Source organism: Paenibacillus sp. GCM10027626 (genome assembly GCF_042676285.1).
Lineage (GTDB): Bacteria > Bacillota > Bacilli > Paenibacillales > Paenibacillaceae > Paenibacillus_Z.
Window position 1 is genome coordinate 26130 of the sequence record NZ_JBHTHC010000016.1, and the last position, 23108, is coordinate 49237.

At 53.3% G+C, this 23108-nt stretch carries 15 protein-coding genes and 1 pseudogene; all 16 read right to left on the reverse strand.

Annotated elements, in window-relative coordinates:
• Window positions 1-25: 25 nt before the first annotated feature.
• The 16 genes and pseudogenes from ACFQ0N_RS26135 to ACFQ0N_RS26210 all read right to left on the reverse strand — a co-directional run bounded on the left by ACFQ0N_RS26135 (window position 26) and on the right by ACFQ0N_RS26210 (window position 23099).
• Window positions 26-925 (reverse strand): ABC transporter permease, encoded by a 900-nt coding sequence (locus ACFQ0N_RS26135; protein WP_379331888.1) that lies wholly within the window; start codon window positions 923-925, stop codon window positions 26-28.
• Window positions 922-2670 (reverse strand): extracellular solute-binding protein, encoded by a 1749-nt coding sequence (locus ACFQ0N_RS26140; protein WP_379331890.1) that lies wholly within the window; start codon window positions 2668-2670, stop codon window positions 922-924. The genes ACFQ0N_RS26135 and ACFQ0N_RS26140 overlap by 4 nt, the downstream gene beginning before the upstream one ends.
• Window positions 2671-2937: 267 nt before the next feature.
• Window positions 2938-4584 (reverse strand): response regulator, encoded by a 1647-nt coding sequence (locus ACFQ0N_RS26145; protein ID WP_379331892.1) that lies wholly within the window; start codon window positions 4582-4584, stop codon window positions 2938-2940.
• Window positions 4559-6343: a sensor histidine kinase gene (locus ACFQ0N_RS26150; RefSeq protein WP_379331894.1), complete on the reverse strand. Its 1785-nt coding sequence runs from the start codon at window positions 6341-6343 to the stop codon at window positions 4559-4561. The genes ACFQ0N_RS26145 and ACFQ0N_RS26150 overlap by 26 nt, the downstream gene beginning before the upstream one ends.
• 179 nt (window positions 6344-6522) lie before the next feature.
• Window positions 6523-9327: a fibronectin type III domain-containing protein gene (locus ACFQ0N_RS26155; protein WP_379331896.1), complete on the reverse strand. Its 2805-nt coding sequence runs from the start codon at window positions 9325-9327 to the stop codon at window positions 6523-6525.
• Window positions 9328-9373: 46 nt separating this feature from the next.
• The gene (locus ACFQ0N_RS26160) at window positions 9374-12766 is read right to left on the reverse strand and encodes a fibronectin type III domain-containing protein (protein ID WP_379331898.1); all 3393 of its coding nucleotides are present in this window, start codon (window positions 12764-12766) and stop codon (window positions 9374-9376) included.
• Window positions 12767-12987: 221 nt separating this feature from the next.
• Complete coding sequence (locus tag ACFQ0N_RS26165) at window positions 12988-14724, reverse strand: glycosyl hydrolase family 28-related protein (RefSeq protein WP_379331900.1); 1737 nt, start codon at window positions 14722-14724, stop codon at window positions 12988-12990.
• 31 nt (window positions 14725-14755) lie between these two features.
• Window positions 14756-15703, reverse strand: coding sequence for a carbohydrate ABC transporter permease (locus ACFQ0N_RS26170; RefSeq protein WP_379331902.1), 948 nt, complete (start codon window positions 15701-15703; stop codon window positions 14756-14758).
• The gene (locus ACFQ0N_RS26175; protein ID WP_379331904.1) at window positions 15697-16659 is read right to left on the reverse strand and encodes an ABC transporter permease; all 963 of its coding nucleotides are present in this window, start codon (window positions 16657-16659) and stop codon (window positions 15697-15699) included. The genes ACFQ0N_RS26170 and ACFQ0N_RS26175 overlap by 7 nt, the downstream gene beginning before the upstream one ends.
• 76 nt (window positions 16660-16735) lie before the next feature.
• Window positions 16736-18319, reverse strand: a complete 1584-nt coding sequence (locus ACFQ0N_RS26180; protein WP_379331906.1) for a type 2 periplasmic-binding domain-containing protein — start codon at window positions 18317-18319, stop codon at window positions 16736-16738.
• A 346-nt stretch (window positions 18320-18665) separates the two neighbouring features.
• A complete protein-coding gene (locus ACFQ0N_RS26185) occupies window positions 18666-19508 on the reverse strand; it encodes a helix-turn-helix transcriptional regulator (RefSeq protein ID WP_379331908.1) in 843 nt (280 codons plus the stop codon).
• Window positions 19509-19535: 27 nt separating this feature from the next.
• On the reverse strand, window positions 19536-20210 hold the full coding sequence (locus ACFQ0N_RS26190) for an AraC family transcriptional regulator (RefSeq protein ID WP_379331910.1): 675 nt from the start codon (window positions 20208-20210) through the stop codon (window positions 19536-19538).
• Window positions 20188-20700, reverse strand: coding sequence for a hypothetical protein (locus tag ACFQ0N_RS26195; protein ID WP_379331912.1), 513 nt, complete (start codon window positions 20698-20700; stop codon window positions 20188-20190). Before ACFQ0N_RS26195 ends, ACFQ0N_RS26190 begins: the two co-directional genes overlap by 23 nt.
• Window positions 20701-21161: 461 nt before the next feature.
• Window positions 21162-21755: pseudogene (locus ACFQ0N_RS26200) on the reverse strand (RNA-guided endonuclease TnpB family protein); the annotation flags it as partial.
• A gap of 21 nt (window positions 21756-21776) precedes the next feature.
• Window positions 21777-22322 (reverse strand): hypothetical protein, encoded by a 546-nt coding sequence (locus ACFQ0N_RS26205; RefSeq protein ID WP_379331914.1) that lies wholly within the window; start codon window positions 22320-22322, stop codon window positions 21777-21779.
• Between the two features lie 201 nt (window positions 22323-22523).
• On the reverse strand, window positions 22524-23099 hold the full coding sequence (locus ACFQ0N_RS26210) for a hypothetical protein (protein ID WP_379331916.1): 576 nt from the start codon (window positions 23097-23099) through the stop codon (window positions 22524-22526).
• Between the last annotated feature and the right edge of the window lie 9 nt (window positions 23100-23108).

The window sequence follows — 23108 nt, forward strand, 5'->3', positions numbered from 1 at the left end:
GTCCTGCTCCTTTCCGACGCGTATATTAGAAAATTCGATAGTTGGCAAGCCGATACGCTAACCCGTACGAAACGGAGATGAGCAAAAACGAGATGACCGATTTGAACAGGCCGACCGCAGTCGCTACGCCGAACTGCCCGTTGGCCAGGCCAAGCCGGTATACATAGGTGTCCAAAATATCGCCAGTGCTATAAACTGTCGGACTGTATAAATTAAACACCTGATCGAATCCGGCGTTAAGCACGTTGCCGAGACTGAGGGTCGCCATCAACACAATGATCGGCACAATGCCTGGCAGTGTGACGTGAAACGTCTGCTTTAAGCGGCCTGCCCCGTCCACAACGGCGGCTTCGTACAGCGCCGGATTAATTCCAGCGAGAGCCGCCATGTAGACGATCGTGCCGAAACCGAATTCCTTCCAGACGTCGGAGCCGACCAGCACAAAGGGAAACCAGCCGGCATCCCCGAGGAAAAAAATTTTCGGCAGGCCGACAGCGGCCAACCCAGCGTTGACGATGCCCGAAACCGGCGAGAGTATGTCGATGACAATGCCCGCCAGAATGACCCAGGACAGAAAATGCGGGAAATAAACGATTGTCTGCACAGCCCGTTTGAAGTGCCGCCGTCGCACTTCATTGAGAAGAAGTGCGACGACGATCGGCGCGACCAAGCCGACGGCGATTTTCATGACCGAGATGACGAGCGTATTGCGAATGACATTATGCGTATCCGGCAAGCTGTAGACATATTTGAAATGATCCCACCCGACCCACTCTGAGCCGAACAACCCTTTGCCCGGCAGAAACTGCTGGAAGGCGATAGACAACCCGGCCATCGGACCGTACGAGAAAACAAAGACAAGAACGAGGCCGGGCAAGATCATCAAATGGAGCGGCAGTTCCAGCCTCCATTTCCCCCGATTCATTGGGAAGCTCCGCCGCCGGACATAGCGTCCACTTCATCGAGAATTTGCTGCCCTCCCTGCTCATGCCACTGCTTGACGAATTCGTCAAAGTAATCGAGCGGCTTGGCACCCATAATGATTTCCGTAAACGTCTTCACTTCCAGGTCGCGGAGGGCTGTTCCTTTGGACAGCATCGTCGGCGTAGGCGCTCCGAGATAGGAGGTGACGACGATTCTCTCCTCCTTCTTGTACTCGCCGAGACGGTCGAATACCCCGCCTTTGTCCCACAACTTGCCCGCGAACCAGACTGTCCAATCGCCGCTGCGGTATTGCATCACCTGGTCGTAGTAAAGCTTCGCTTCCTCGTCCAGGCCAGATGGATCTTTCTTGTCAAGCGCATCTTGCAACTGATAGAAATAGCTCTGATTTTTGTCTGCAAAGGTGCCCGAAATCGGCGGGTACATATGAACCGACAGGCTGTTGCCATTCGCATCCTTCACCGTATGATACTTGATATCCCTGCTTTCCCCATGCAACTTCTCGTTCGTATAATTGAGCAGTTTGATAACCGCTTCCGGATGTTTCGATTTTTTGCTGATGACATAAAACTTCGTCGGCACGACGGAGGTGCTGAGCGCTTTGGCCGCTTCGCCGTCGGCGGAGACGATCGGGTAGATGCCCCACTCTACTTTCGGGTTTTCCTTTTTCATATTGTTAATCGGCCAAGTCGGCACGTAGAACGAGCCGAATGTCATGCCCACCTTGCCCGATGTCGCCAGCTCACCGGCCTTGACGCCATCGATGACGCTAAATTCCGGATAGATGACTCCGGCCTTGAACAGTTCGCTCAGCTTGCCGAGCGCCGTCTTCACTTCCGGCTGCGCGTCGGCCCATACGGGCTTGCCGTCCGCCCCTTTCATAAAAACGAGGCTTGTGCCGTTGCCGTTGCCCGGATTGTACGGATAGGCGTGATAGCCGTTCATGAAGCCGTTCAGGGCGGCCCAGCCGCCGAACAGGTTTTTCTCAAGCGCAAGTCCGTACGTATTGTTCTGCCCGTCCTGGTCCGGGTCGTCCTTGGTGAAGGCGATCGCGATTTTGATCACGTCATCCATCGTCTTCGGCGGCTCGAGCTTCAAATTGTCGAGCCAGTCCTGGCGAATGTACAGCAGATGCGCGTCATCCCGCCCGCCGCCGTCCGCCGCGATGCCGTACAGCTTGCCGCCGACCGTGCCGGCCTGCCGTTTGACCCCTCCCGCCTCGTCCAGACTGCTCTTAGTCAGGTCGGTCGCGTACTCGTCGAACAGCGATGTCAGATCCAGCAGTTGCTCCGCCTGTACAAGCGTCTGAAACTGCTGGGCGTCGACCAGCATGAAATCCGGCGTATCGCCCGATACAATCGTCACCGTCATCTTGTTCTGGTATTGCTGATCGCTGACTTTCCATTTGTTCTTCACCTTGATCCCGAGTACGCTTTCGTAGTCCTTAGTCCAGATGTTGCTGTCGTACGAGTCGTCTCCCTGAAACTGAACGCCTGCATTAACAGATCTAACGGTCGTCAGTTCGATCGGCGGATCGTATTTCCCAAGCGGTCCGCTCTCCATCTTCACTCCCGTATCGCTTTTTGTCTGGCCGGAATCATCTGTTTGTTCGCCCGTCTTCTTGCCGGAGTTACCGCCGTCAGTCCCGTTTTGGCTGCAAGCGGCGAGCGCCGCCGTCAACGCCAGTACGACTGCCAGCAAAAGCGTTTGCACTCTTTTTCTGTTCATGACTCTTTCCCTCCCCTGGAGCTTTAGAAAAATTTTTCGTTCTTTCTTTATTATGAAGAGTCGGGGGAGTCAGGCGAAATAGCAACGTTTCGCTTTTCTTGTTCCTTTCATATCTTCTTTAAGTCATTCACATAGATCTGACGAAACCGCCCCCTCTCTCGAAACGGCATCGATCGCCCGTTGAATATGCCGGGAGGTGAACCCGGGGATATCAGCCTCCGGCCCTCCGACGGCAGCCTCGCTAACTCGCTCTTCGCTCGTCTCCCTTCATCGCCTTTTCGCGGAATCGCGGTATTCTTGCGGAGTCATCCGTGTCAGCTTCTTGAAAAACTTGGTGAAATAAGCGGCCGAATCGTAACCGACACGCTCGCCGATTTCGTGAATTTTCAAATGCGTCTGCTCAAGCAGACGCTTGGCCTCGTCAAGACGCGTCTCGGTGATATAATCGCTGATCGACGAGCCGGTCTTCTGCTTGTACAGGCGGGACAGATAGAACGGGGTCAAATAGACCAGCTCCGCCAGACGATTGAGCGACAGATCTTCCCCCAGATGTTCTGTCACATAATCGTTCACCGCAACTACTACGTCGCTCGTCTCCCGTTCATTCTGCTCGCTCATCCGCGCGAACAACCATTCTGCCAACCGGCGGAAATACGCAGCCGCCTCCGGCCACGACTCATGTTCGCGAATGGACAGCAGCTTGCCGACGTTCATCCGCTCGGAAGCGAACGCGAACAATTCCAGCCGATTCAGCTGAGAGATAAAGACGGCGGTCAATTCGTAGAACGCTTCTAACGTCGCGCCGGTCTGCATCGCTTCCGGCTCCGCGATCGCAGCCGCTATCTCGTCGAACAGGGCGAAAAATTTAGCTGTATCCTTATTGGCCAAATGCGCTTCCAGCAGCCGGATCCGGTTAACTTTCGTTCGCAATTGCCGGTCTCCGCCGGCAAACATCCGTTCATCGGACAAAAGCGTCTCGCTGCCAAGCCCGAGCCCCCGCTCGAACAACAACGTGAGCCTGTCGTACTTGTCGGCCAACTGCTCCCATGCGTATGGCTCTTGAGAAACAGCGAACGAGCAAACCGTTTTCAAATATTGGCGGCATGCGGCCTGGACTTCCTCAAGTGTCCCCAGCAAATAACCGTCGAACGCTCTGCCGTCTGCAAGCGCTGCGCAGGCCTCCATCCCGTCCTTTGGCTGTACGAACAGGACGAGCCGGCGCTGCCCCGCAGCCAGATGAACGACGAGGCAATCTGGCGCGAGCAATTCCTCGGCCACATTGCTTACCGCATAGAGCGTCAAATTGTCGGGCGAGCCGGACCATTCGTCCCGCCACCGGTCCAGCCGGCACAACACGAGATGAACTGGCGCCGCCGCATTAAGCGGAATGTCCAGTTCGCCAAATTTATCCCGCCGCTCTTCCCCCGCGCAAGAAGCGCTTCCGGACAGCAAAGCGTTCAAATATTCCCGGCGCAGCGCCGGCAAAGCCGCCTTCATCCGCGTGCGGGCGCCGCGAAGCAAGTTGTCTGCATCCATCTCAAGCTGCATACTGCCGATCGCCTTCTCCACGGCGGCAATGATTGGCGCATCCCCTTCAGTCTTCAGCACATAGTCGACTGCGCCGCCGCGGATGGAGGACTGGATATAGTCGAACGTATCATAGCCCGTCAAGAAGATGAACTTGCACCTTGGCCAGAGCCGGCCGATTTGCCGCTGCAGCTCGATGCCGTTCATGCCCGGCATTTCAATATCGGTCAACACGATATCCATTCGCAGCTTGCGGACAAGCTCGAGTGCCTCATACCCGTCGAAAGCCCGATACACTTCCAGTTGCAGCCGATCAAGCCTTTGGAACAAGGCACTCAGCCCCTCTACAATAATCGGTTCGTCATCGACGATCAGCAGACGATACATCGCCATCCCTCCCCGGTATAGTCATTGCGACTTTCATGCCGCCCCATTCGCTGCGCGCAACCGTAAGCCCGCACCGCTCCCCGAACCGGATTTGCAGCCGGCGGTGCACGTTAAGCAGTCCTGTATATTCCATTTCCCGGACAGAGGATGATGCAAAATCGGCTGCGAGCTTGCGGAGTATCTCTTCCGTCAGCTGGTCGCCGTTGTCCTCCACAGTCAGAACAATCGCCCCTGTTTCGTTTTCCCGGCCGATCCGTATGCGGATGCGCCCTCCCTTGCGTTTCCGCTCCATCCCGTACTTGTAGGCATTCTCGATTAGCGGCTGCAGTACGAGACGCGGAATCGACGCCTCCCGGCATGCCTCCGGCAACTCGCCGAAGTCGACGGCAATCCGGTTCATGAAGCGGATATTCTGAATTTCCGTATACGTCCGCGCATGCTGCACCTCCTGCTCCAGCGTCGCTTCATCCGAACCGCTGCGGGTAATGTAGCGGAAATATTCGCCTAAGTACTGACTGAACAGCATAATACTGTCATTGTCGTTTTCCTGTGCGAGCCGATACAGAATAAAGTACGTATTGTATAGAAAATGGGGGTTGATCTGCGCCTGCAATTGCTTTAGTTCGGAACTTTGGGAACGGATCTTTTGTTCATACACTTCATCGATAAGCATCTTCAGCCTTTCCGTCATCAGATTGAAGCGGTTGAACAGGTAGCGGAACTCGTCGTTGCGCCGGGGCGAGCCGATCGGCTCCAGTTGCCCTTGTTCGACTTTGCGGAAAGCGCGCACCATCGTGCGGATTGGCATGTGAATCCGCCGGTAGATCCAATTGGAATACAAAATGACGATGGCAAGCGATGCCAGCGACATGAGCCACAGCAAGTTTTTGTACGTATCGATCGGTTTGAGCATCTGCTCGCTGGGGATATATGCCGCCAAATAGCTGTCCAGAGGCGGAGAGTACCGGTAGGAGACCAAATAGGACTCTCCCGCGGCACGAAGCGTTTTTACACCGGATGTTCGCCCGGCCGCCCGCTCCTCCTGCACATACGTCTGCATGACAGGGACGATAGCCGCTTGCGAATCGTGTGTCAGCACCCGCTTCTGCCCGATGTTGAACAAGGCCGCTCCTGAATGACCGTAATCGGAAAAAGCTTGCAGCACGTCGCGGATCGCATCGCCGTTCACCTCAATCGCCAGCACGAAGCCCGGTTGTTGCTGAAACACCGGCGGACTGGGATATGAGATGCCGATGAACATCCGCTCTCCGGCATAATAGATGCCGCTGCCCGTCTCGTCCAGCATCAGCTTGGCCGCCTCGTACTCCGGATCGATCGCATCGGCGATCGACCGTTCGCTCGACAACGTCCGGCCAAGCGTCAGGACGTGGGCTTCGACGCTTTTGACGTAATGATTGGAACTCTTGATGACCCGCAACTTGTTCTGAATGCTCCGCACTGTATCCGACCATTCGCTTAAGGTCATGATGCCGTACAAAAACGTCAGATGCTGCAAATCCTCGTCAACTACGTACTCCTGCAACATCCCGAACATATGCTCCGTCTCGATCTCCAGCGAATGCAAATAGAAGTCGACGCGGGATTCAAGCGACTTGGACAGCTCTTCCTTGACAACGGACTCGCCCATCAGGTTCATAAGCAGACCGATGCCGTAGATCGGAGCGATGACGAGCAGAAAGGCGGCGATTAGTTGGGCAAAAATCGTAAGCTTGAAACGGCTCTGCTTGGCTGGCTCCATAGCAGTTCTCCCCCTCGATAATGGACGAGCGAAACGCTCCTCCCGGCCGGTTTTCCGGAAGTTTTAAACCTATCATATCAAATTTTTCCAAGTCCGGGATAGCGCATGTTCGGCAATCGTCAGTTCCAGGGAAACACGTCGGCGACGCCCCCCTTTGCAGGGAGACGCCGCTCGCAGTTTTACTGAATATTGTCGACCATGACGAAGATCGGCCGCTCGCTGACGTTCACCGTTACTTTGCCGCCGCTGATTGTCAAGTTGGATTGCACGCCGTTCGTATTCCCGTTTGCGAGCGCAACCTGGGTCGCGCTGGTCGATGTCCCGGCAAGTTGAAGCTGATAGCCGTTCACTGTCGTATTGTTACTCGTCGGACACCAGATGACGTAAGCCCCGCTCGAGCTGTTTGCGCTTTTGAACTTGTAGATTTTGACGTTGGCATTGCCGGAATTCTCCTCGGCGAGATAGCGCATACCGCTCAACCGGTTTTTGAGCGTATAGACGTAGTACCAGGAAATTTTCGGCACGCTCCCGGTCGCCTTGTTGGTAATCAGCCCGCTGTTCTGGAATTTTTCCGGAATATACTGCTCGTCGCGGAGCATGAACATGACCGCCTTGTCAACACCGGCCGCTGCCGCCGCCAGATAGGAGCGCACGAGCCATTGCGCCTGCACTTCGAACTGCGAATTGGGTCCGATTTCAGGTGAGCGTTGATCGGATCCCGGGTGCGTATCGTAGCCGAATTCGGTAATCCACATCTCCTTGCCCGGCAAGTAGCGGTTGCGGTAATCGACGAATTGCTCAAGCTGCTCCTTGAACTTTCCTTCCTCCGGACTGATGCCCACATATCCGGATCCAGAAGGCTTGTTGTTATACAAGTGGACGTTGACCACGTCGAACGGCAGGCTTCCTCGGCGATTCCAGTCGGACCAGAACTTGAGCGCCTTGATATAGTCCAGATCAGGATCGGCCAGTCCGCCCATCACCATCTTCGCGTTCGGATCGGCATTCTTCACGCCGTACGTATTCCCCATCGCCCCCTGGTGGCCGTCATAGTCCGCGCTGGCCATCGCCGCATATTCATACGGCGTGAAATAGGACATCCGCCCGGACCAGTTCGCATCTTGCTCGTTCCAGTCTTCGAAATATTGCAGCGTATTCAGCCCGGTGCTTCTTGCCTGGCCCGCAGCAAGCTTCAGCTTGCTGTCAGCAACGACCGTACTGCCATAGCGAGCCGCAAACTGAAACATATGGTCGGCATGCTCGGCATAGGACGATGGCAGCAAGGCATCTTTCCCCGATGAAACCGGCTTGTGTCCAAACCCGTCGGACAGCCAGTCGACGCTGCCCTGGATTGCCGGCACTACCGTCAAACCGGCACCTTTCAGGCTTTGGTAATAGGCGTCAAAGTTCCAGCCGCCTCCGCCACCGTAGCTGGGGTTGAACTTGTTCGCGTTATTCGGATAGCCGGGATACACGGTCGAATGATTTTGAAAGTCCCAGGCATCCCCTTCGTCCCAAAACCAGTTGTGATATTCCCGTACAAAGCCTGCAGCCTGCATCTTGTCCTGCGGATCGTCGATGAACGCGTTGACGCCCATCAGTTGATCCATCGTCGGCGGCGTATGCGGCGTCGACGCCGGCGGCGGGGCCGGCGTGCCAAGCGGCGTGCCGTAAAGTACAATTTCGTGCATATTGCGGCAGCATCCGTCGAATTTGACCTGAACGTAGCGGGTTGTAATGTTTATGGGATGCGCGATCCACTTGTTCTGCTGCGACAGCGGGTCGTCAAACAGGTGCGTCCAATTGAACGGCGTTCCTGCCAATACGGACATCTTGCCGCCGCCGCTCCCATCATACAAGTAGACGTCGGTCAATTGATAATCTGTCCCTAGGTCGATGACGGCGCTTGCCGGATAGTAACCTTCAAAATATCCCGGATTCCAATACGTAACCGGATGTCCCCCTGCCCCCGCTTTCGGATCCCCAGCGAGGTCCTGTTCGTCGACCAGCAAAGTCGCGTCGCCGTTGGTCGCCTCATTTAGAATCATCGAAGCGGTCAGCGGAATTTTTGTGCTGGGTGAAACGGGCGCAGTCGCTTTGCTCACCACGTTAGAGAGATCCGCTTCGTTACCGGCCCCGTCTTTGGCGCGGAGCGCAAAATAATAGGTCGTGGCGGGACTTAGCCCGGTCACGGTCATCGATTGAGCGGTGCCAGCGGGAGCGGGAGCCGGCGCGCCGACAGCTTGCGTGGCGGATGCCCAGTCGGCTTTTTTAATGTCGCTCGTGCTGTACCGGATTTCATAGGAAGACGCCGTGCCGGTCATTCCGTCGTCGCCCGGCGCCGTCCACGTCAAGCTCACCGTACTCGCAGTCGACGAAGTTGCCGCCAGATCGGTTACTGCAGCCGGCGCAGTTGTATCTCCGCCTCCGTCTGCCGGCGTGCCATACAACACGATTTCGCTCATGTTCACCCGCGGATCGTGCAGCGTGACGCGCACATACCGCGTCTTCACGTCAACCGGGTGCGCGTTCCAGGTCATCCACCCGGTCAGCGGATCGGTGAACAGCTCGGTCCAGTTGCCGGGGCTGCCTGCAGAGATCGTAATCGGGTACATGTCGTACGTGTCCCTCAAATAAATGCTCGTCAAGTCGTAAAGCTGGCCGAGATCGATATAGGCGTGCGCAGGATAAAGCGACACGTTCCAACCGGCCTGCCAACTCGTCACCGGCGCGCCGCCCGTTCCGTTCGCCGGGTCGCCGGAGAGCGTCTGCTCATCCACAAGCAGCGTCGCATCGCCAAGTCCCGACTCGTTTGTCACCATCGACGGCGTTAGTACGATTTTTGTCTCCATACCAGCAATCCTGTTGGGAGCGGCCGCTTCGTCGCTCCCACTGGCTCCGCCGTCCGGAGCGGCTGCTGCGCTCCCGAAACACAGCGCTACACCCAGCCAAACAGCAATTACAGTCCGTACCGCTTTTCTCATTGTTCACCCTCCTATGGAATTTAGCTTTCAAATCCGGTTTGGCAGTCTACTTGGATTGCTGTAGCATCCAGGTATAAATATCGGGATTGGCGTATGTTTCCTCCCATCCGGAATGAGCGTTCTCCTGATAGACGGTCAGCATCGGTGACAGGACGGGTGGATTCGGGCTGTCCACCAGAAAGCGAATCGGTTTCTCAACCCAGTTTCTCATAATTGTGCCGTCGTTCGAGTTGGTGAACGTCCACTGCGGAATACCGTTCAGCCGGGCGGCCAGTTCTTTCGTCATAAACGACGGATAGCCAGTCGCGTCATGGTTTTTCAGCTGCGGCGCTACGGGCAGCAGTGCGGCTACTCTCTCGGGATGCTCGGTTGCGTAGTAGTACGCTCCGCCCCCGCCGTTGCTCAGGCCGGTGACATACAAACGATTCGGATCACCCGGGAAGCGTCCCATCGCATGGTTTACGAACTGATCGGCGTAGCCCGGCGTGTACCACCGCGTGTTTGGCGTTCCTTTGGACTGCGCTGTGACAACGATAAATGGCATCTCGTCGCCATTCTTGATTCGCTTGGCCGGCCCGTTCGTCGTCAGCTTGCCCGCATCGGTCCCTTCCTCCGTGCCGCCGGGCATGAATAGCAGCATCGGGTATGCGCCGTTCGGATTGCGGTATGCCTCCTCCGGCATGTAGAGCAAATACTGAACCGTACCTACGCCGGCGAGCGGCGAAGTAAATTGCACGAGACGCTGCCTGGCCGCAAGCGTATTCGTCGAGCTATACACCGTGCCGAGGCCGGAGCTTTGTCCTTCCGCCACCCAATACGTATAGTAGGTCGCATTGTCTGCCAGCTTGCCGATCGTGCGAACGGTTTCGGCTCCCGCCTGGTCGACCGGCATGACCCCGTTTTTGACCAGCGCTCCGCCATTCGCTCCTTGCGCCGCCGCTTTGAGCGCGGCCGCGGTCGGCGGCGTCTGCGCCGCGTTATACACCGCGTAGTAAACTTTGCCTGCTTCGGCCGGTTTCACAATTAAATCCATCGACGAGGCCCCGGCGATGATGTACCCGCCCGGCGCTACTGGCGTCGTGATTGAGGCCGGAGCGGAAATCGCCGACACGTTGCCCGCCTCGTCAGACGTTCGCAGCGCGAAAGAATAAGTGGTGCCGGGACGGAGGCCTTGCACTGTCATCGATTGTGCAGTGCCCGCAGCAGCCGGCTCCGGCGCCCCGATTACCCGAGTCGCGGCGTCCCAATTGGTCGCATTGATCGACGATTGGCCGAAGCGGACTTCATAGCTGGCGGCCTTGCCTGTCGAGCCGTCGTTGCCCGGCGCGGTCCAGTTCAGTTGGACGGTCGTCAGCGTCGGATTGGAGGCCGTCAGATTGGAGACGGTACCGGGAGCGATCGTATCCGCCGTGCCGGCTGTCATTGCCGACACTGGGTTGGAGACGGCCGAAGCATTGCCCGCCTCGTCCACTCCCTTAACCGCAAAATAATACGTCGTACCGGCGCGAAGTCCGTTTACCGCAATCAATTCGGCATCGCCGGCTTTTTTGGAAACCGGGTACACGGTCGCTTTCGTTGCTTGATCCCAGTTATCTGCTGTAATTGACTCCGCAGTGCTGTAGCGGACCTCGTAGGTCGCCACCCTTCCCCAGGCGGTACTCAATCCCGGCAGGACGATATCGTCGTCGCCCGGCGCCGTAAAGGCAAGCTGCACGGACGACTTTCCCGACGGCGCGGCCGTCAAGTCGGTGATCGCGTTCGGCGGAATCGAGTCCGGCAATGCAGTCAGCTTCGGCGTTTTGAGCAATTCCTTGGCCTGGCCGGGACTCGACCAATAGACCTGTAAAAACGATGCGCGATCGGTTCCTTTCATCTCTAAGCGAACATCATAGAATTGGTTTGCCGTAAGAGCGAGCGCAGCGGATTGCTCCGTTGCGGTCGGATTGTTCCACGTGTCGACCAGCAATTGACCGCCGACCCACAGACGCACGCCTGTAGTGGAGGAACCCTTCGTGTAGAAAGTGTAGGTCTGAGAATATGCCGGCTTCACCCGGGCGGTCGCCCGCAAGCCGAATTGCTTCACTTCGTTCGGCTGCAGCCAGCTCTTCCAGTCGAACCGGTCGTAGATAACGCGTCCCTGGAACGAACTCAAGCTTGTGTCGTCGTACCATTCGGTCAACATGCCCGATTCCATGTCGGCAGGATTCGGATCGGTCCGGACCGCGATCGAGTTGGACAAAGCCGACGTATTGCCAGCCTTATCTTTCGTCTTGATGGCGAAGCTGTAGAACGTGCCCGGCAAAAGCCCGGTCACGGTCATCGTTTCTGCGCCGCCGGCCGGCTTCGGCACCGCCGTCTGGTTGAACACGGCGGACTCGGACCATACGTCAGGCTGAGAGGTTTTTCCATCGACGATCGTTTTATCGCCATAACGGATCTCGTATGAGCTTGCCTGTCCAGTCATGCCGTCGTCGCCCGGCGCCGTCCAGGCCAGCGTAACCGAATCGGACGTCCAGGAGACGGCCTTCAGCGTTTTAATGGCCGCTGGGGGGATCGTATCGTTGGTAGTAGCAGTCGTAACACTCGCCACATTAGACAGATCCGCTTCATTACCGGCCCCGTCTTTGGCGCGGAGCGCAAAATAGTAGGTCGTGGCGGGACTCAGCCCGGTCACGGTCATCGATTGAGCGGTGCCGGCGAGAGCGGGAGCCGGCGCGCCGACAGCCGGCGTGGCGGATGCCCAGTCGGCTGCTTTAATGTCGCTCATGCTGTACCGGATATCATAGGAAGACGCTGTGCCGGTCATCCCGTCGTCGCCGGGCGCCGTCCACGTCAAGCTGACCGTACTCGCAGTCGATGAAGTTGCCGCAAGATCCGTTACTGCAGCCGGCGCAATTGTATCTCCGCCTCCGCCTCCGTCTGCCGGCGTGCCATACAGCACGATCTCGCTCATGTTCACCCGCGGATCGTGCAGCATGACGCGCACATACCGCGTCTTCACGTCAACCGGGTGCGCGTCCCAGGTCATCCACCCGGTCAGCGGATCGGTGAACAGCTCGGTCCAGTTGCCGGGGCTGCCTGCAGAGATCGTAATCGGGTACATGTCATACGTGTCCCTTAAATAAATGCTGGTCAAGTCGTAAAGCTGACCGAGGTCGATATACGCTTGCGCAGGATAAAGCGACGCATTCCAACCGGCCTGCCAGCTCGTCACCGGCGCGCCGCCCGTTCCGTTCGCCGGGTCGCCGGCCAGCGCCTGCTCATCCACAAGCAGCGTTGCATCGCCAAGTCCCGACTCGTTTGTCACCATCGATGGCGTCAGTACAATCTTTGTTTCCGCGGCGTAAGCGATCCGATCCGGCGGAAGCCCGAAATTGCCTACTGCGAGCAAAGCGGCCATCATACACGTCAACACGGTGAACAATGCGTTCCTCATCATTCGTCCCTCCTGTACAATTTATGGAATACACTTCCATTGTAAAAAGCGGCGGACGATTCGAATAGAAACAGTTTCATATCTTCCCTTGTCTTTTCATATCTACATAATCAAAACGATCCCGGGCCGCTTTAGAGACGACTCAGGATCGTTTTCTGGAACTACATGTTATTGCCACAGCATCCTGCCATTTTGTTCATTGAGGTTTTGCTTACCGTCACCTATCAGCATTTATACAGGTTGCCGAAATTGCCTCTCCCTTTGGCCACCATGCGCGAATCGGCCAGGAACACCTCGTTGATCTGGATGTAATCCCCAGCCTGCGCGCTGTCCACATAAAACTCCAACACCGTATAGCCTCCCGCGTTGAACGTGGAATCAAACTTCACATACGTCTGATTGAGTCCGCTGCTGTTTGGCATATACCCCAGGAGCCGGGCCGGGGCAGCTCCCATCGTTTCGCCGAACAAGCCGACCTTTACCGTTTTGTTCGAGGCATAGTTAACGACAAGATATACCTCCTCCCCGTCCCGCCAGGCCGTGGAAACTAACGGTGAATAAAGCGATATGACAGGATTGACGCCAAGCGGCGCCGTGCAAGTCACCTTTCTCCCGTTGGCAGCCACCGTATTTGTGATCGTAGCATTGGAGGAATTGGCCGTATACGACTTGCCCAGCCGTTCCGCAAACACCGGATATGCCGGTCCATAATCAAGCGGGTCGCCGGCCATTACCTGATCCCCGCCTACGGGCGTCGCTCCGCTTACACGGCTAAAGCTGACTTTGCCCCCGTTATATTTGGTCAGCGTCTGAAAACCGAAATAAGTTTGCGGCGCGATTTTTGCCCCCGCAACTGTGATCGTCCCGCCATCCAGCCAAAAACCGAAGCTGTCCGCCGTTTTTCCGTAAAAAAAGATACCGCCGTCAACGCTCACCAGTCCGCCCTTCATCCGGAATATCTCCTTATCGATGCCTTCTCCGATATAGCAGGTCTGAAAAGAGGCCGTTCCGCCGTCGAAATAGATGCCTCCGCCGCCCGTCCCGCTAAATTCGAAATCGCAGTTTGCAAATACCAGCGCATCATTGCCGTCGCCTCCTGTTCCGAGCTGATCAATTCTCAGCTGATATCCTGTATTGCCCTGAAAGGAGCAAGCGCTGAATTGGCTGCGATGATTGGAGCCGACCAGATAAACCCCGTTGACGCAATGCTCGAACAAGCAGTTATCGCAGGAGGTCAGCCATGTGTCCTTGGCATGCAGGCCGTCCCCTGCGTTCCAAATGCGGACGCTGCACAGCTTGACGAGATGGCGGTATCTTATTTTAACGCCTGCTGCCGCCGCTTGACCGCCGTTGACCGTCAGATGATGAATCTCGAACGGCGACACTCTCACATCGCTGGTCTCATCGGCATCAATGACTGCTGCCATCACGGCAGACGCCTCAATTACGGTAACATCGATCCCTTCCCCGGCCAGAATGACATTCCGTCCGCGCAAGCTGATCGGAGCGGTGACCCGGTAGGTGCCGCGGGGCAAAAGGACCGTTCCCGGCCCGGCATCGATTGCAAGCTGAATGGCGGACGTGTCATCTTGTATGCCGTCGCCCTTCGCCCCGAACCAGTGGGCATTGATGACATCGTCACAAACTCTTTTATATCGTTTGCCACTCACGGACACGAGCACTAGTCCTTCATTGTCGCCTGACGCCGTATCTGCCGGATCATAACGGAATAATCCCTCACGGCCTTGATCCGTAACGGCATACAGCTCTCCTGCCGGAGCAGCTTCGGCCCGCAGCTCGGCAATAGTTACCATCATCACGCAACTACTACCAGCTACACACTCCTCAGCAGAACCAGCAGCGCCGGCATACCCGATTCTTCCGCCAACAACCGTGCTTGCGGCTACCGCAGCCCCTGCCATTCCAAGCGATACAAGCAGCTTTCTTCTCGTCATGTCCATCTTTTATTTCCTCCTTATCTCATCCGGGAAATTAGCCTTTTACCGAGCCCAACATAATGCCTTTCACAAAATATTTTTGCAGAAAAGGATAAACGACCAAAATAGGCACGATGGCAAAAATGATCGTAGCAGCTTTAATATTTTCCGGCTGAACGACCATCTTGCTGGCGTCATTCATCGCACTTGTACTCTGAGTACCCATATTGAGCATGTTGAAATCGATAATGATCGAACGCAGCACCATTTGCAGCGGCCACTTGCTGTTATCGCTGATAAAGAACAATCCGGTGAAAAAATCGTTCCAGTGCCCGACCGCATAAAACAGGCCAACTGTCGCAATTACCGGCTTGGACAAAGGCAGGATGACGCTCCATAGTACGCGCAGCTCTGAAGCCCCGTCGATTTGCGCCGATTCCTCCAGGCTTTCCGGTATGCTCCAGAAAAAGTTCCGCATTAGAATCAGATTGAATGAGGCAACCAGCTGCGGCAAAATCAGCACCCATACACTGTTTAGCAGACCAATATTTTTCAGCAGCATATACATTGGAATCAAGCCGGCTCCGAACAGCATTGGAATGATGACGATCCAAAGCAATATTTTATGGCCCGGCACATACGTTTTTGATAGCCCGTAAGCCCCTGTCGCCGTAAACACGAGATTCAGAAAGGTGCCTGTGACGGTAACGAAGACCGTAATGCCAAACGACTTCAATAATACTTTTGTATTGAAAATATAATGATACGCCTCCAAAGTGAACGATTTGGGCCACAGCATCATCGGATTCGCAAATACTTCATGCGCCTCGCTAAACGAGATCGCCCATACGTTCACCATCGGCACAAGCGTAATTAAACCGGCTCCAATCAAAATCAGATAGATGATCGTCTGTACCCACCAAGGATTGGCATCCAATTTGTTCATCCCTGCCAGTTCCTTCTCAGAATGAACGGACTCGATGCCGGCAGTCTGCTCTACCATAATGATTTCTCTCCCATCCTGCGTATGAACGAGTTGGCGGTAATGATGAAGATCATGCCAATGACCCCTTTGAACAACCCGACAGCTGTCGCCATCTCGAATTGTGATTGCAGAAGACCCAGCCTATATACATACGTGTCGATAATATCCCCTACATCATAGACAGCAGGGTTTAAAAACATGAAAATTTGATCAAATCCGGCATCTAAAATGCCGGCCAGCTGCAAGCAGAAAAGCAGTGCGATAATCGGCCTGATCCCCGGCAAGGTGATATGCCAGATTTGCCGCAGTTTACCCGCTCCGTCGATCTTGGCCGCTTCATACAGCTGCGAATCGATGCCGGCCAGTGCCGCCAAATAAATGATCGCCCCCCAGCCAAACTCCTTCAGAATGGCCGTTACAACGACAATTGAGCGGAACAGCTCCTCATTCGTGGTGAAATTGATTTTTTCGAAGCCTGCGTTGACAAGCAGAAGGTTGATGATGCCGTTCGGGCCGATAAAATTATAGATGATACCGGCAAAGACAACCCAGGACAGAAAATGGGGAAAATACGTAATCGTCTGAATCGAGCGTTTAAACCAAATGCTCCGAACCTCATTAAGCAGCAAGGCGAACAGGATCGGAACCGGGAAGCCGAATGCAATCCGGTATAAGCTGATAATAATCGTGTTCTTCAATAAATACGGGAATTTCTCCGAGGTGAAAATCGCTGCAAAATGTTTAAAGCCGACCCACGGGCTATCCCATATGCCCGCCATAATTTTGTAATCTTTAAAGGCAATGCTTATGCCGTAGAAGGGCGCATAAGTAAAAATCGCAAAATAGATAATCGTCGGCAAAATCAGCAGATAGAGGTAGCGCGATTTCCAGATGCGAGTGCCAAGCCTGCTTTTCTGCTGTCTCCCTGGCTTCCGTGTCCTGTCAGGTCCAGAATATGCGGCTTCCGTACTCATATGGGCTGCTCCTTTCTTATTGAATGAGGGGAGCATGGCCCTGAACCAGCCAGCCCCTGCCCCGCTAAAATGTTATTTATTCAAGATAATTCGGTTTGGATTTATCTTTTTGCAGCTCGTTGACTTCATCGGCAATTTTTTGTCCGCCTGCATCCAGCCATTTCTGACGCGCCTGCTTCCACATTTCCTTGGTCACCTTGAAATCAGTCAATATGCTGCCATCCACTTTGCCCATATAATCCTCCCAAATTTGCGGACCAATTTCCGCTTGGGTAGGCGATGTGACAGTCGGGTCTTTGTAATCGTAGTAGGTAGTAGCGGTATACTGCTCAAATTTGCTTTTATAATAGTCGAATTGGTCCTGCATGCCGAGTCCGATAAACTCAAGCTCCTTGGCCTCCCAATCCAGCTTTTCACTCATCGGATCAATAAATTTCAACGGCTCGATTTGCGCCAGTTTATATTCATTTTCCCGCTGATCGTCCGGAATCGGAACCTTTCGTCCCTCTGCATCGATATTGTACGTCTTGCCTTCAATCCCGTAGCGTCTAAATTCAGCCCCTTCGGTCAAGGTCCAATTCAAAAATTGAAAGATCCCTTCCGCTTTATCTTTCGCTTTCGCATTAATATAGAAGCCCCTGTCCTGCGGAAAGACAACCCGCGTTCCGCCCTGCTCGCCATTCGGGCCGGTTAGCGGGCCCATAATTTTGATTTTTGCATTCGGCACAGCCTTTTTAAGCTCAGTCGTATTAGGGTAATGGCCGAGCATAACAGCTGCGCGTCCGCTCTTGAATTTCGTTTCGCCGAATGACGAATCGGGATTGACGCCCACTTCCTCATCCAGCAGGCCTCGCTTCTTCAGATCCTGCAGCCAGAATACAAAGTCCACATGCGCTTCCTGCATTTCCGGTGGTACCAGCCTGTTCGGATCTTCCTGCGAAGGCACCCAGCCGCCAGTCGTCCCCAATGAGGTAGCAATGTCCTTAGCGGCCCAGGTCAGGCTGGTATTGCCATGTGTTAGCGGCACGACATCCAGCCCGCTATTTTTTATCGTTTCCAACGCCGCTTCGAACTCCTTGATCGTCGTCGGCTCGGCAATCCCCAGCTGCTCGAAAATATCGGCCCGGTAATTAATGAAGAAAGGCACAACCGGGTAAATCAGATTGGGAATGAAATAGATATCTCCTTTTTCGTCGGCCATCTTCTTCCAGATCCCGTTCGGAACCGCTTCTTTAACAGCTGGATAACGGTCCAGATATTCGTTGATTTTTAGAAAGCCGCCCTGATCCTGCACATCTTTCCAGAACGAATCGATCGGGCCAAGCCCCCAAATGACATCCGGCATGTCGCCGGAAGCGACCGTCGTTTTAATGGTGGCATCGTAATCCATGACGGAAATGATGCGCACATCAATATCGACATTGGCCCGTTTGAACAATTCCTTTTCATACGCGCCGCCTTTCGTATACGTCGCTGGCCCCCACGTCGGCCTCGCGTAGGTGAATTTGAACGGTTTCGCAGCATCGCTGCCGGGAGCCGTTCCATTTGACGGCGACTTATTGGAGGCACAGCCAACAGCAGCACCCAGCAGCGAAATGATGACAAAAGACAGCAATCCGAGCTTCCAGACTTGTTTTTTGCGGAATTTCCCTTCGTACATATTCATCCTCCTAAAAAGTTTTTTCATGTTAACGGATCATGATAACGCTTTCAATGCTACTGGCATGACCTCACATTTTACCTTCTCTCCCCCGATCAGTATGGTAACCGTCTATTGCACCGAAGAGATCGTTTGGTTAGCTTCGCTTCTCTTCCTGGTTTCTATGGTAATGGATCGCCTTATAAAAGTCTTTGCAGGAATGGCGTTTTCTCACTTCTGGATGGGCGGGTATTTTTTTGAAAGTGCGGGCTCAGGCAGCACAACTTTTGTACGAAATTGACTTTCGCTTTACGTGCATAGCAAAAAACAGCGATCCGGGAGGACTGCGCTGTCTGTTTGACCTTCATTATGTAACTTTACATTCACGATCTTTCCCGCGCTCTCCGTTCCTCCATTGGGTCGGGCTTTGTCCGTATTTTTGCTTGAACAGCCTGCTGAAGTAGTGGATGCTTTGGTAACCTACCGCCTCTGCAACTTCCTGTACAGACATGGTTGTCATCGACAAAAAAGATTTCGCCGCACTCATGCGCAATTCTTGCAGATAGCCGAGCGGCGACATTCCCGTCACCCTATGAAACAACCGGATCAAATACGACGTGTTCAGATGCACATATTGCGTCAAAGTATTTAACGTAATGTTTTCCCTGTAATCCGTCTCCATGAACCGCATCAAGAAGTGAACGGCTTCCTCTGAAGCAATTTTACGCTCATCCTGTTCAGCAGTGTCATTTTCCAAAAAATCATGGATGAACAAAAATATTTTTCTGCTGTCCAGCAAGGCAACTTCAATCCGAAGCTGCCTGGAATACTTCGGCATGCGCAGCATGTCCCACATCTGTTCTACACAGCTGAATATATGCCCATGTGCTTGTGTACCCCAGTCTTCATAACCTTGCATCTCATTCCATATTTGTATTTCTTCAAAGGAGGGAAAATAGTCAGCCGGATCCAATTCCAGCTCCAAAAATCCGTAGCTGCTTTGCGGTGATGTCACAATCAGCTGATGCGGGGTATTGGGCGTAAGCAGAAAAAGCGCCGGCCCCACTGCCCGATATACAGTCCCCATCCATTTCAGCATCACCTCTCCGGAGGCAATATACAGCATTTCGTGATAAGGGTGAATACCGCCCGTTCCTTCCTCCTCCGCCATAGCCTCTCGCGTTACATAGTCGTATTTGCGAATGCGCATGCCTTATTCCCCCTTGAAACACTTCCTTTACGGAAGCGCCTTTCGTTGTCTGCGGTATTCAGTTGGCGCGAAGCCTGTGTGCTTTTTATACCAGGTGACGAAATACGAGGGATTGAGAAACCCAACCTTTTCGCCGACCTCTTTGACCGGCATTTGCGAGCCAATTAAATATTCGTTTGCTTTTCTAATGCGCAGCTCGGTCAAATATTCAATGATCGATAGCATAATGACCGGATAGGAAAAAGTTTTAAAAATAGCAAACAGTTCATCCAATATCGGTTCGATCTGCTCTGTTTTATGCAGCCTGACCGCTTCCAGCAGCCCCTCATGCTTATCAAACGGATATTCAAAATCATTGCTTAGGCCGCTTACTACTTGGTCATACAGCAAAACCTCATCCGCTCCATAGACGATCTTGTACAAAGAGGCATCGCGCGCCTGCTCGTACGTATCCCCCATGCTGAGCGTTACTTTCATTTCATATTGCCATACAATGTCAGTCAAAAGCTGCTGCTGCAGCGGCATATGATCCGCTTCCCGGCCGAGAAACAATACGATGTCCGCACCAATTCGGACAAGCTCAAAGGCAGCGCCGTTTCGTCCCATGTAATCCTCGACAAATCGGTACGCCACTGTACCTGTCTTAAAATCCAGCTCGTCTTCTCCCGTATGCTCCGGCTTAAGAAATAATTTGACGCACATCGTTTTCAGCGGACAGATTTTGCAAAAACCTGAATTCTCCTGTTGCCGGCGAAACAACAAGTCCCTGGCCGTCCACTGCCAACAAGTCGCTTACTGCCGGCTCATTAGAATCAACTGCACCGGACAACCTGTCAGCCTTCACGTTCAGTGCGATCATACTGCTAATCTTTCCGCTATCCTCAAAGCGATCGTAGTAGAAGATGGAGTAGACAGGATGAACCTCTAATTTATTCGGAGCTGTCTCCAATTTAAGCAGCCGCGGTATCGCCTTGCCGAGACTGGCAACATTGCTCTCGCGCAGCCATTCTACCGTCGGCAGCTCTGCTTTCGCATAGAAATTGCTGCTTAAAATAAGCTTGCTCATCCCATTGTACATATAGATCGAATCAATGCTTTCGTTGGTAAACAGCACATCCTTCAGCTTGCGATTGACCGCCGCTAGCAGATAGGGCGTTTCGCTGTTGCGCGAGCATTGTAATTGCCAGTGCAAAAACAATCAGCAGCAAAATGAAGGAGAAAAACATCCGACCGAATAAACTTTTCATCCTCATTTTGTTTGTTATTCTAAGCATGGCGTTACCCCTGGTACCCTCTTGATTGTCTTAATTAGGATAACGCCTTCAACTCATATGCAGAAGTTTGATTTTTAAAGATAGGTTTTGACATCCTCCCCCGCCTACACTTTGCTTTAGCGGCGGGGGATTCCCCTTATTCGCCTCATTAGCGTGAAGCAGGTTCAGTTACCGTTACCTTAGGAATTTGTTTCATGATCACAGAGGAGGTTCGTACTCTTGCTTCTGTATCCGAACAAACTCCGGGGTTCAGTTCCGTCCATGTTGAACGCCTTTTGGTGTGACGGATAGAACTTTTCGGTTAGGTATTCAGCACAGTCAGGTGCCTTATGCAAGGTATCTAGCCCTGCACAACGGCTTTTTACGCCGTCGTTTTGTCTTATATGACAAGAGATGGTCTGCGGGATATGACGAAGGCGGCATTGACGTCCGCATTATCGTGATAGCCACAAGAGCATTGGAATTGATCTTTCCTGCGATGGTTTTTCCGAATGATTCCGCATTGACTGCATTCCTGTGAGGTTTTATAGGGATTCACCTTTTCCACGTTTAGCTCGGCTAACGCGGCTTTATAGGTGATCTTTCGTTCCAAATCATAGAACGCCCAGGCATGAATATTGCGATCTGCACGCTTCCAATATTTTTTCATCGAACGAATGTGGCTCAGGTCTTCCAGCTTGATGATGGATGCCCCGCTCGCACGCGCAAATTGCACGATTTTTTTGGCCATGACATGATTCCAATATTGCATCATGCGTCGTTCTTTATGTGCGAGTCGTTTGAGCGCTTTCATATTTTTCGCTTGCTGGATTTCCCTTCGTAAACGGGCATACCGCCTGCGAATATGGCCAATACGTTTCCCGTTAAAGGTCAGGTAGTTCCCCGTATCGGCATCGGCGGCAACCGCAATGAGGCGTAATCCGCGATCAACGCCAATCGCCTTGTTCGTTTTCCGCGTTTTCTGAAGTTCAAAAGAAAGGGTGAAAGCAAAATACTACTTCCCGTTGCACTCAAAAAGCTGCGCATTCCCTTTTTTCGGTTTCGAGATTCCTTCGTACGAAGGTTTATAGTGTTTGCTGTTTGGATCCATTTCCCCGGTCAGAAGGTAATTCACCCAAAATAAGGAATAATCGTTGGTGCTCACAGGCACATATTTATCGATGGTTAAATGCCCTTCGATGGTGGGGATGCCGATTTTCAGGTGTCCTTGATCGAAACGGAGCCGCCAGTTCTGATTGTCAAACAGGATCGAGAGGTTTGCTCGAAAGGAAGGAAACCCCTTGGTGTTGGCATACTTCCGCCAATCTTGATACCGGCTGACCGCCAGTTTTCTTGCTTCTTGAAGCAGCGTGGATGGTAGTGGTATGGAACGAAGCAGGCGATCCAACTCTGTTGCCTTACGTACTGGGCCTTCCTGTAGGTACAGAAGGGCTTGGTTGCTAGCTTGTGAAAAGTGGGCTCGCATGATTCTATACATGTCTTGTTTCACCAATGTGGGCCGATACAAAGGAACTTTGATCGTAATCGTATTCAGACTCAATTCCAATCCCCCCATATCTATCATTATACCAGAACACCAGTTCGATTTCAAATAGGGAAGGGACGGCTTGAAAATCATGTCGGACAATTGAGATAGCAAAGTTGCCCCCCTTGTCCGAAGACGATTCATCTCCTACCTAAGCTTCCGCTTTGAGGAAGGATTCTTCTCGTCTGTATTTGATAAAAATAGACATTGGGCTGATTAATTCATAAAAACAGCCATTTTGCGGTCGATCAGAAACAGTGTTTCCGCTTTTTGCTCCTCGCCGCTGTAGAAGCTGGAAAAGAGATAGATCGACTGGCTCTCTCCCTGACTTTTCCCGCCCGCTTCCGTTTTATTTGAAAACTTGTTTGCAGTCGTATCATATGCATAATCCAAATTGCGCTCGGTTTCCGTTATTGCATATTCTTCACCATACAGTTTCATAATTTCTGACCTGGACATGCCCAGCTCGGCGCCTCGCGCCGTCTCATATGCGCCTTCAGAGCCTTCCACTAATGCTACTCCAGCGACTGCGTTATCCCGGTAAAAGATTTTCAAGCCTGATGAGTAGTTCGAAAATACTGCTACCTGGCTGTCCATTTCGATTCCCGCGATTTCTTCCGCCTTCGCACGGGTCATCCCGTAGCAAATAGCGGCTTGCTTGTCATTCTTTTTCACTATACACATGTCTTGATTGGAAAATGTATTTGGCTCAAAGCTGCTCTCGCTTTTACTGCATCCTGCAGAAATAACGGCGAGCGTCAGCAGTAACAGCATTCCGATTGTCGTTTTCAAAATCGGTTC

Coding starts and splice junctions, on each gene's coding strand:
- ACFQ0N_RS26160 (WP_379331898.1), bottom strand. CDS start 12,766: ATGATGAGGAACGCATTGTTCACCGTGTTGACGTGTATGATGGCCGCT.
- ACFQ0N_RS26165 (WP_379331900.1), bottom strand. CDS start 14,724: ATGGACATGACGAGAAGAAAGCTGCTTGTATCGCTTGGAATGGCAGGG.
- ACFQ0N_RS26180 (WP_379331906.1), bottom strand. CDS start 18,319: ATGTACGAAGGGAAATTCCGCAAAAAACAAGTCTGGAAGCTCGGATTG.
- ACFQ0N_RS26175 (WP_379331904.1), bottom strand. CDS start 16,659: ATGAGTACGGAAGCCGCATATTCTGGACCTGACAGGACACGGAAGCCA.
- ACFQ0N_RS26145 (WP_379331892.1), bottom strand. CDS start 4,584: ATGTATCGTCTGCTGATCGTCGATGACGAACCGATTATTGTAGAGGGG.
- ACFQ0N_RS26155 (WP_379331896.1), bottom strand. CDS start 9,327: ATGAGAAAAGCGGTACGGACTGTAATTGCTGTTTGGCTGGGTGTAGCG.
- ACFQ0N_RS26135 (WP_379331888.1), bottom strand. CDS start 925: ATGAATCGGGGGAAATGGAGGCTGGAACTGCCGCTCCATTTGATGATC.
- ACFQ0N_RS26140 (WP_379331890.1), bottom strand. CDS start 2,670: ATGAACAGAAAAAGAGTGCAAACGCTTTTGCTGGCAGTCGTACTGGCG.
- ACFQ0N_RS26185 (WP_379331908.1), bottom strand. CDS start 19,508: ATGCGCATTCGCAAATACGACTATGTAACGCGAGAGGCTATGGCGGAG.
- ACFQ0N_RS26190 (WP_379331910.1), bottom strand. CDS start 20,210: ATGTGCGTCAAATTATTTCTTAAGCCGGAGCATACGGGAGAAGACGAG.
- ACFQ0N_RS26170 (WP_379331902.1), bottom strand. CDS start 15,703: ATGGTAGAGCAGACTGCCGGCATCGAGTCCGTTCATTCTGAGAAGGAA.
- ACFQ0N_RS26150 (WP_379331894.1), bottom strand. CDS start 6,343: ATGGAGCCAGCCAAGCAGAGCCGTTTCAAGCTTACGATTTTTGCCCAA.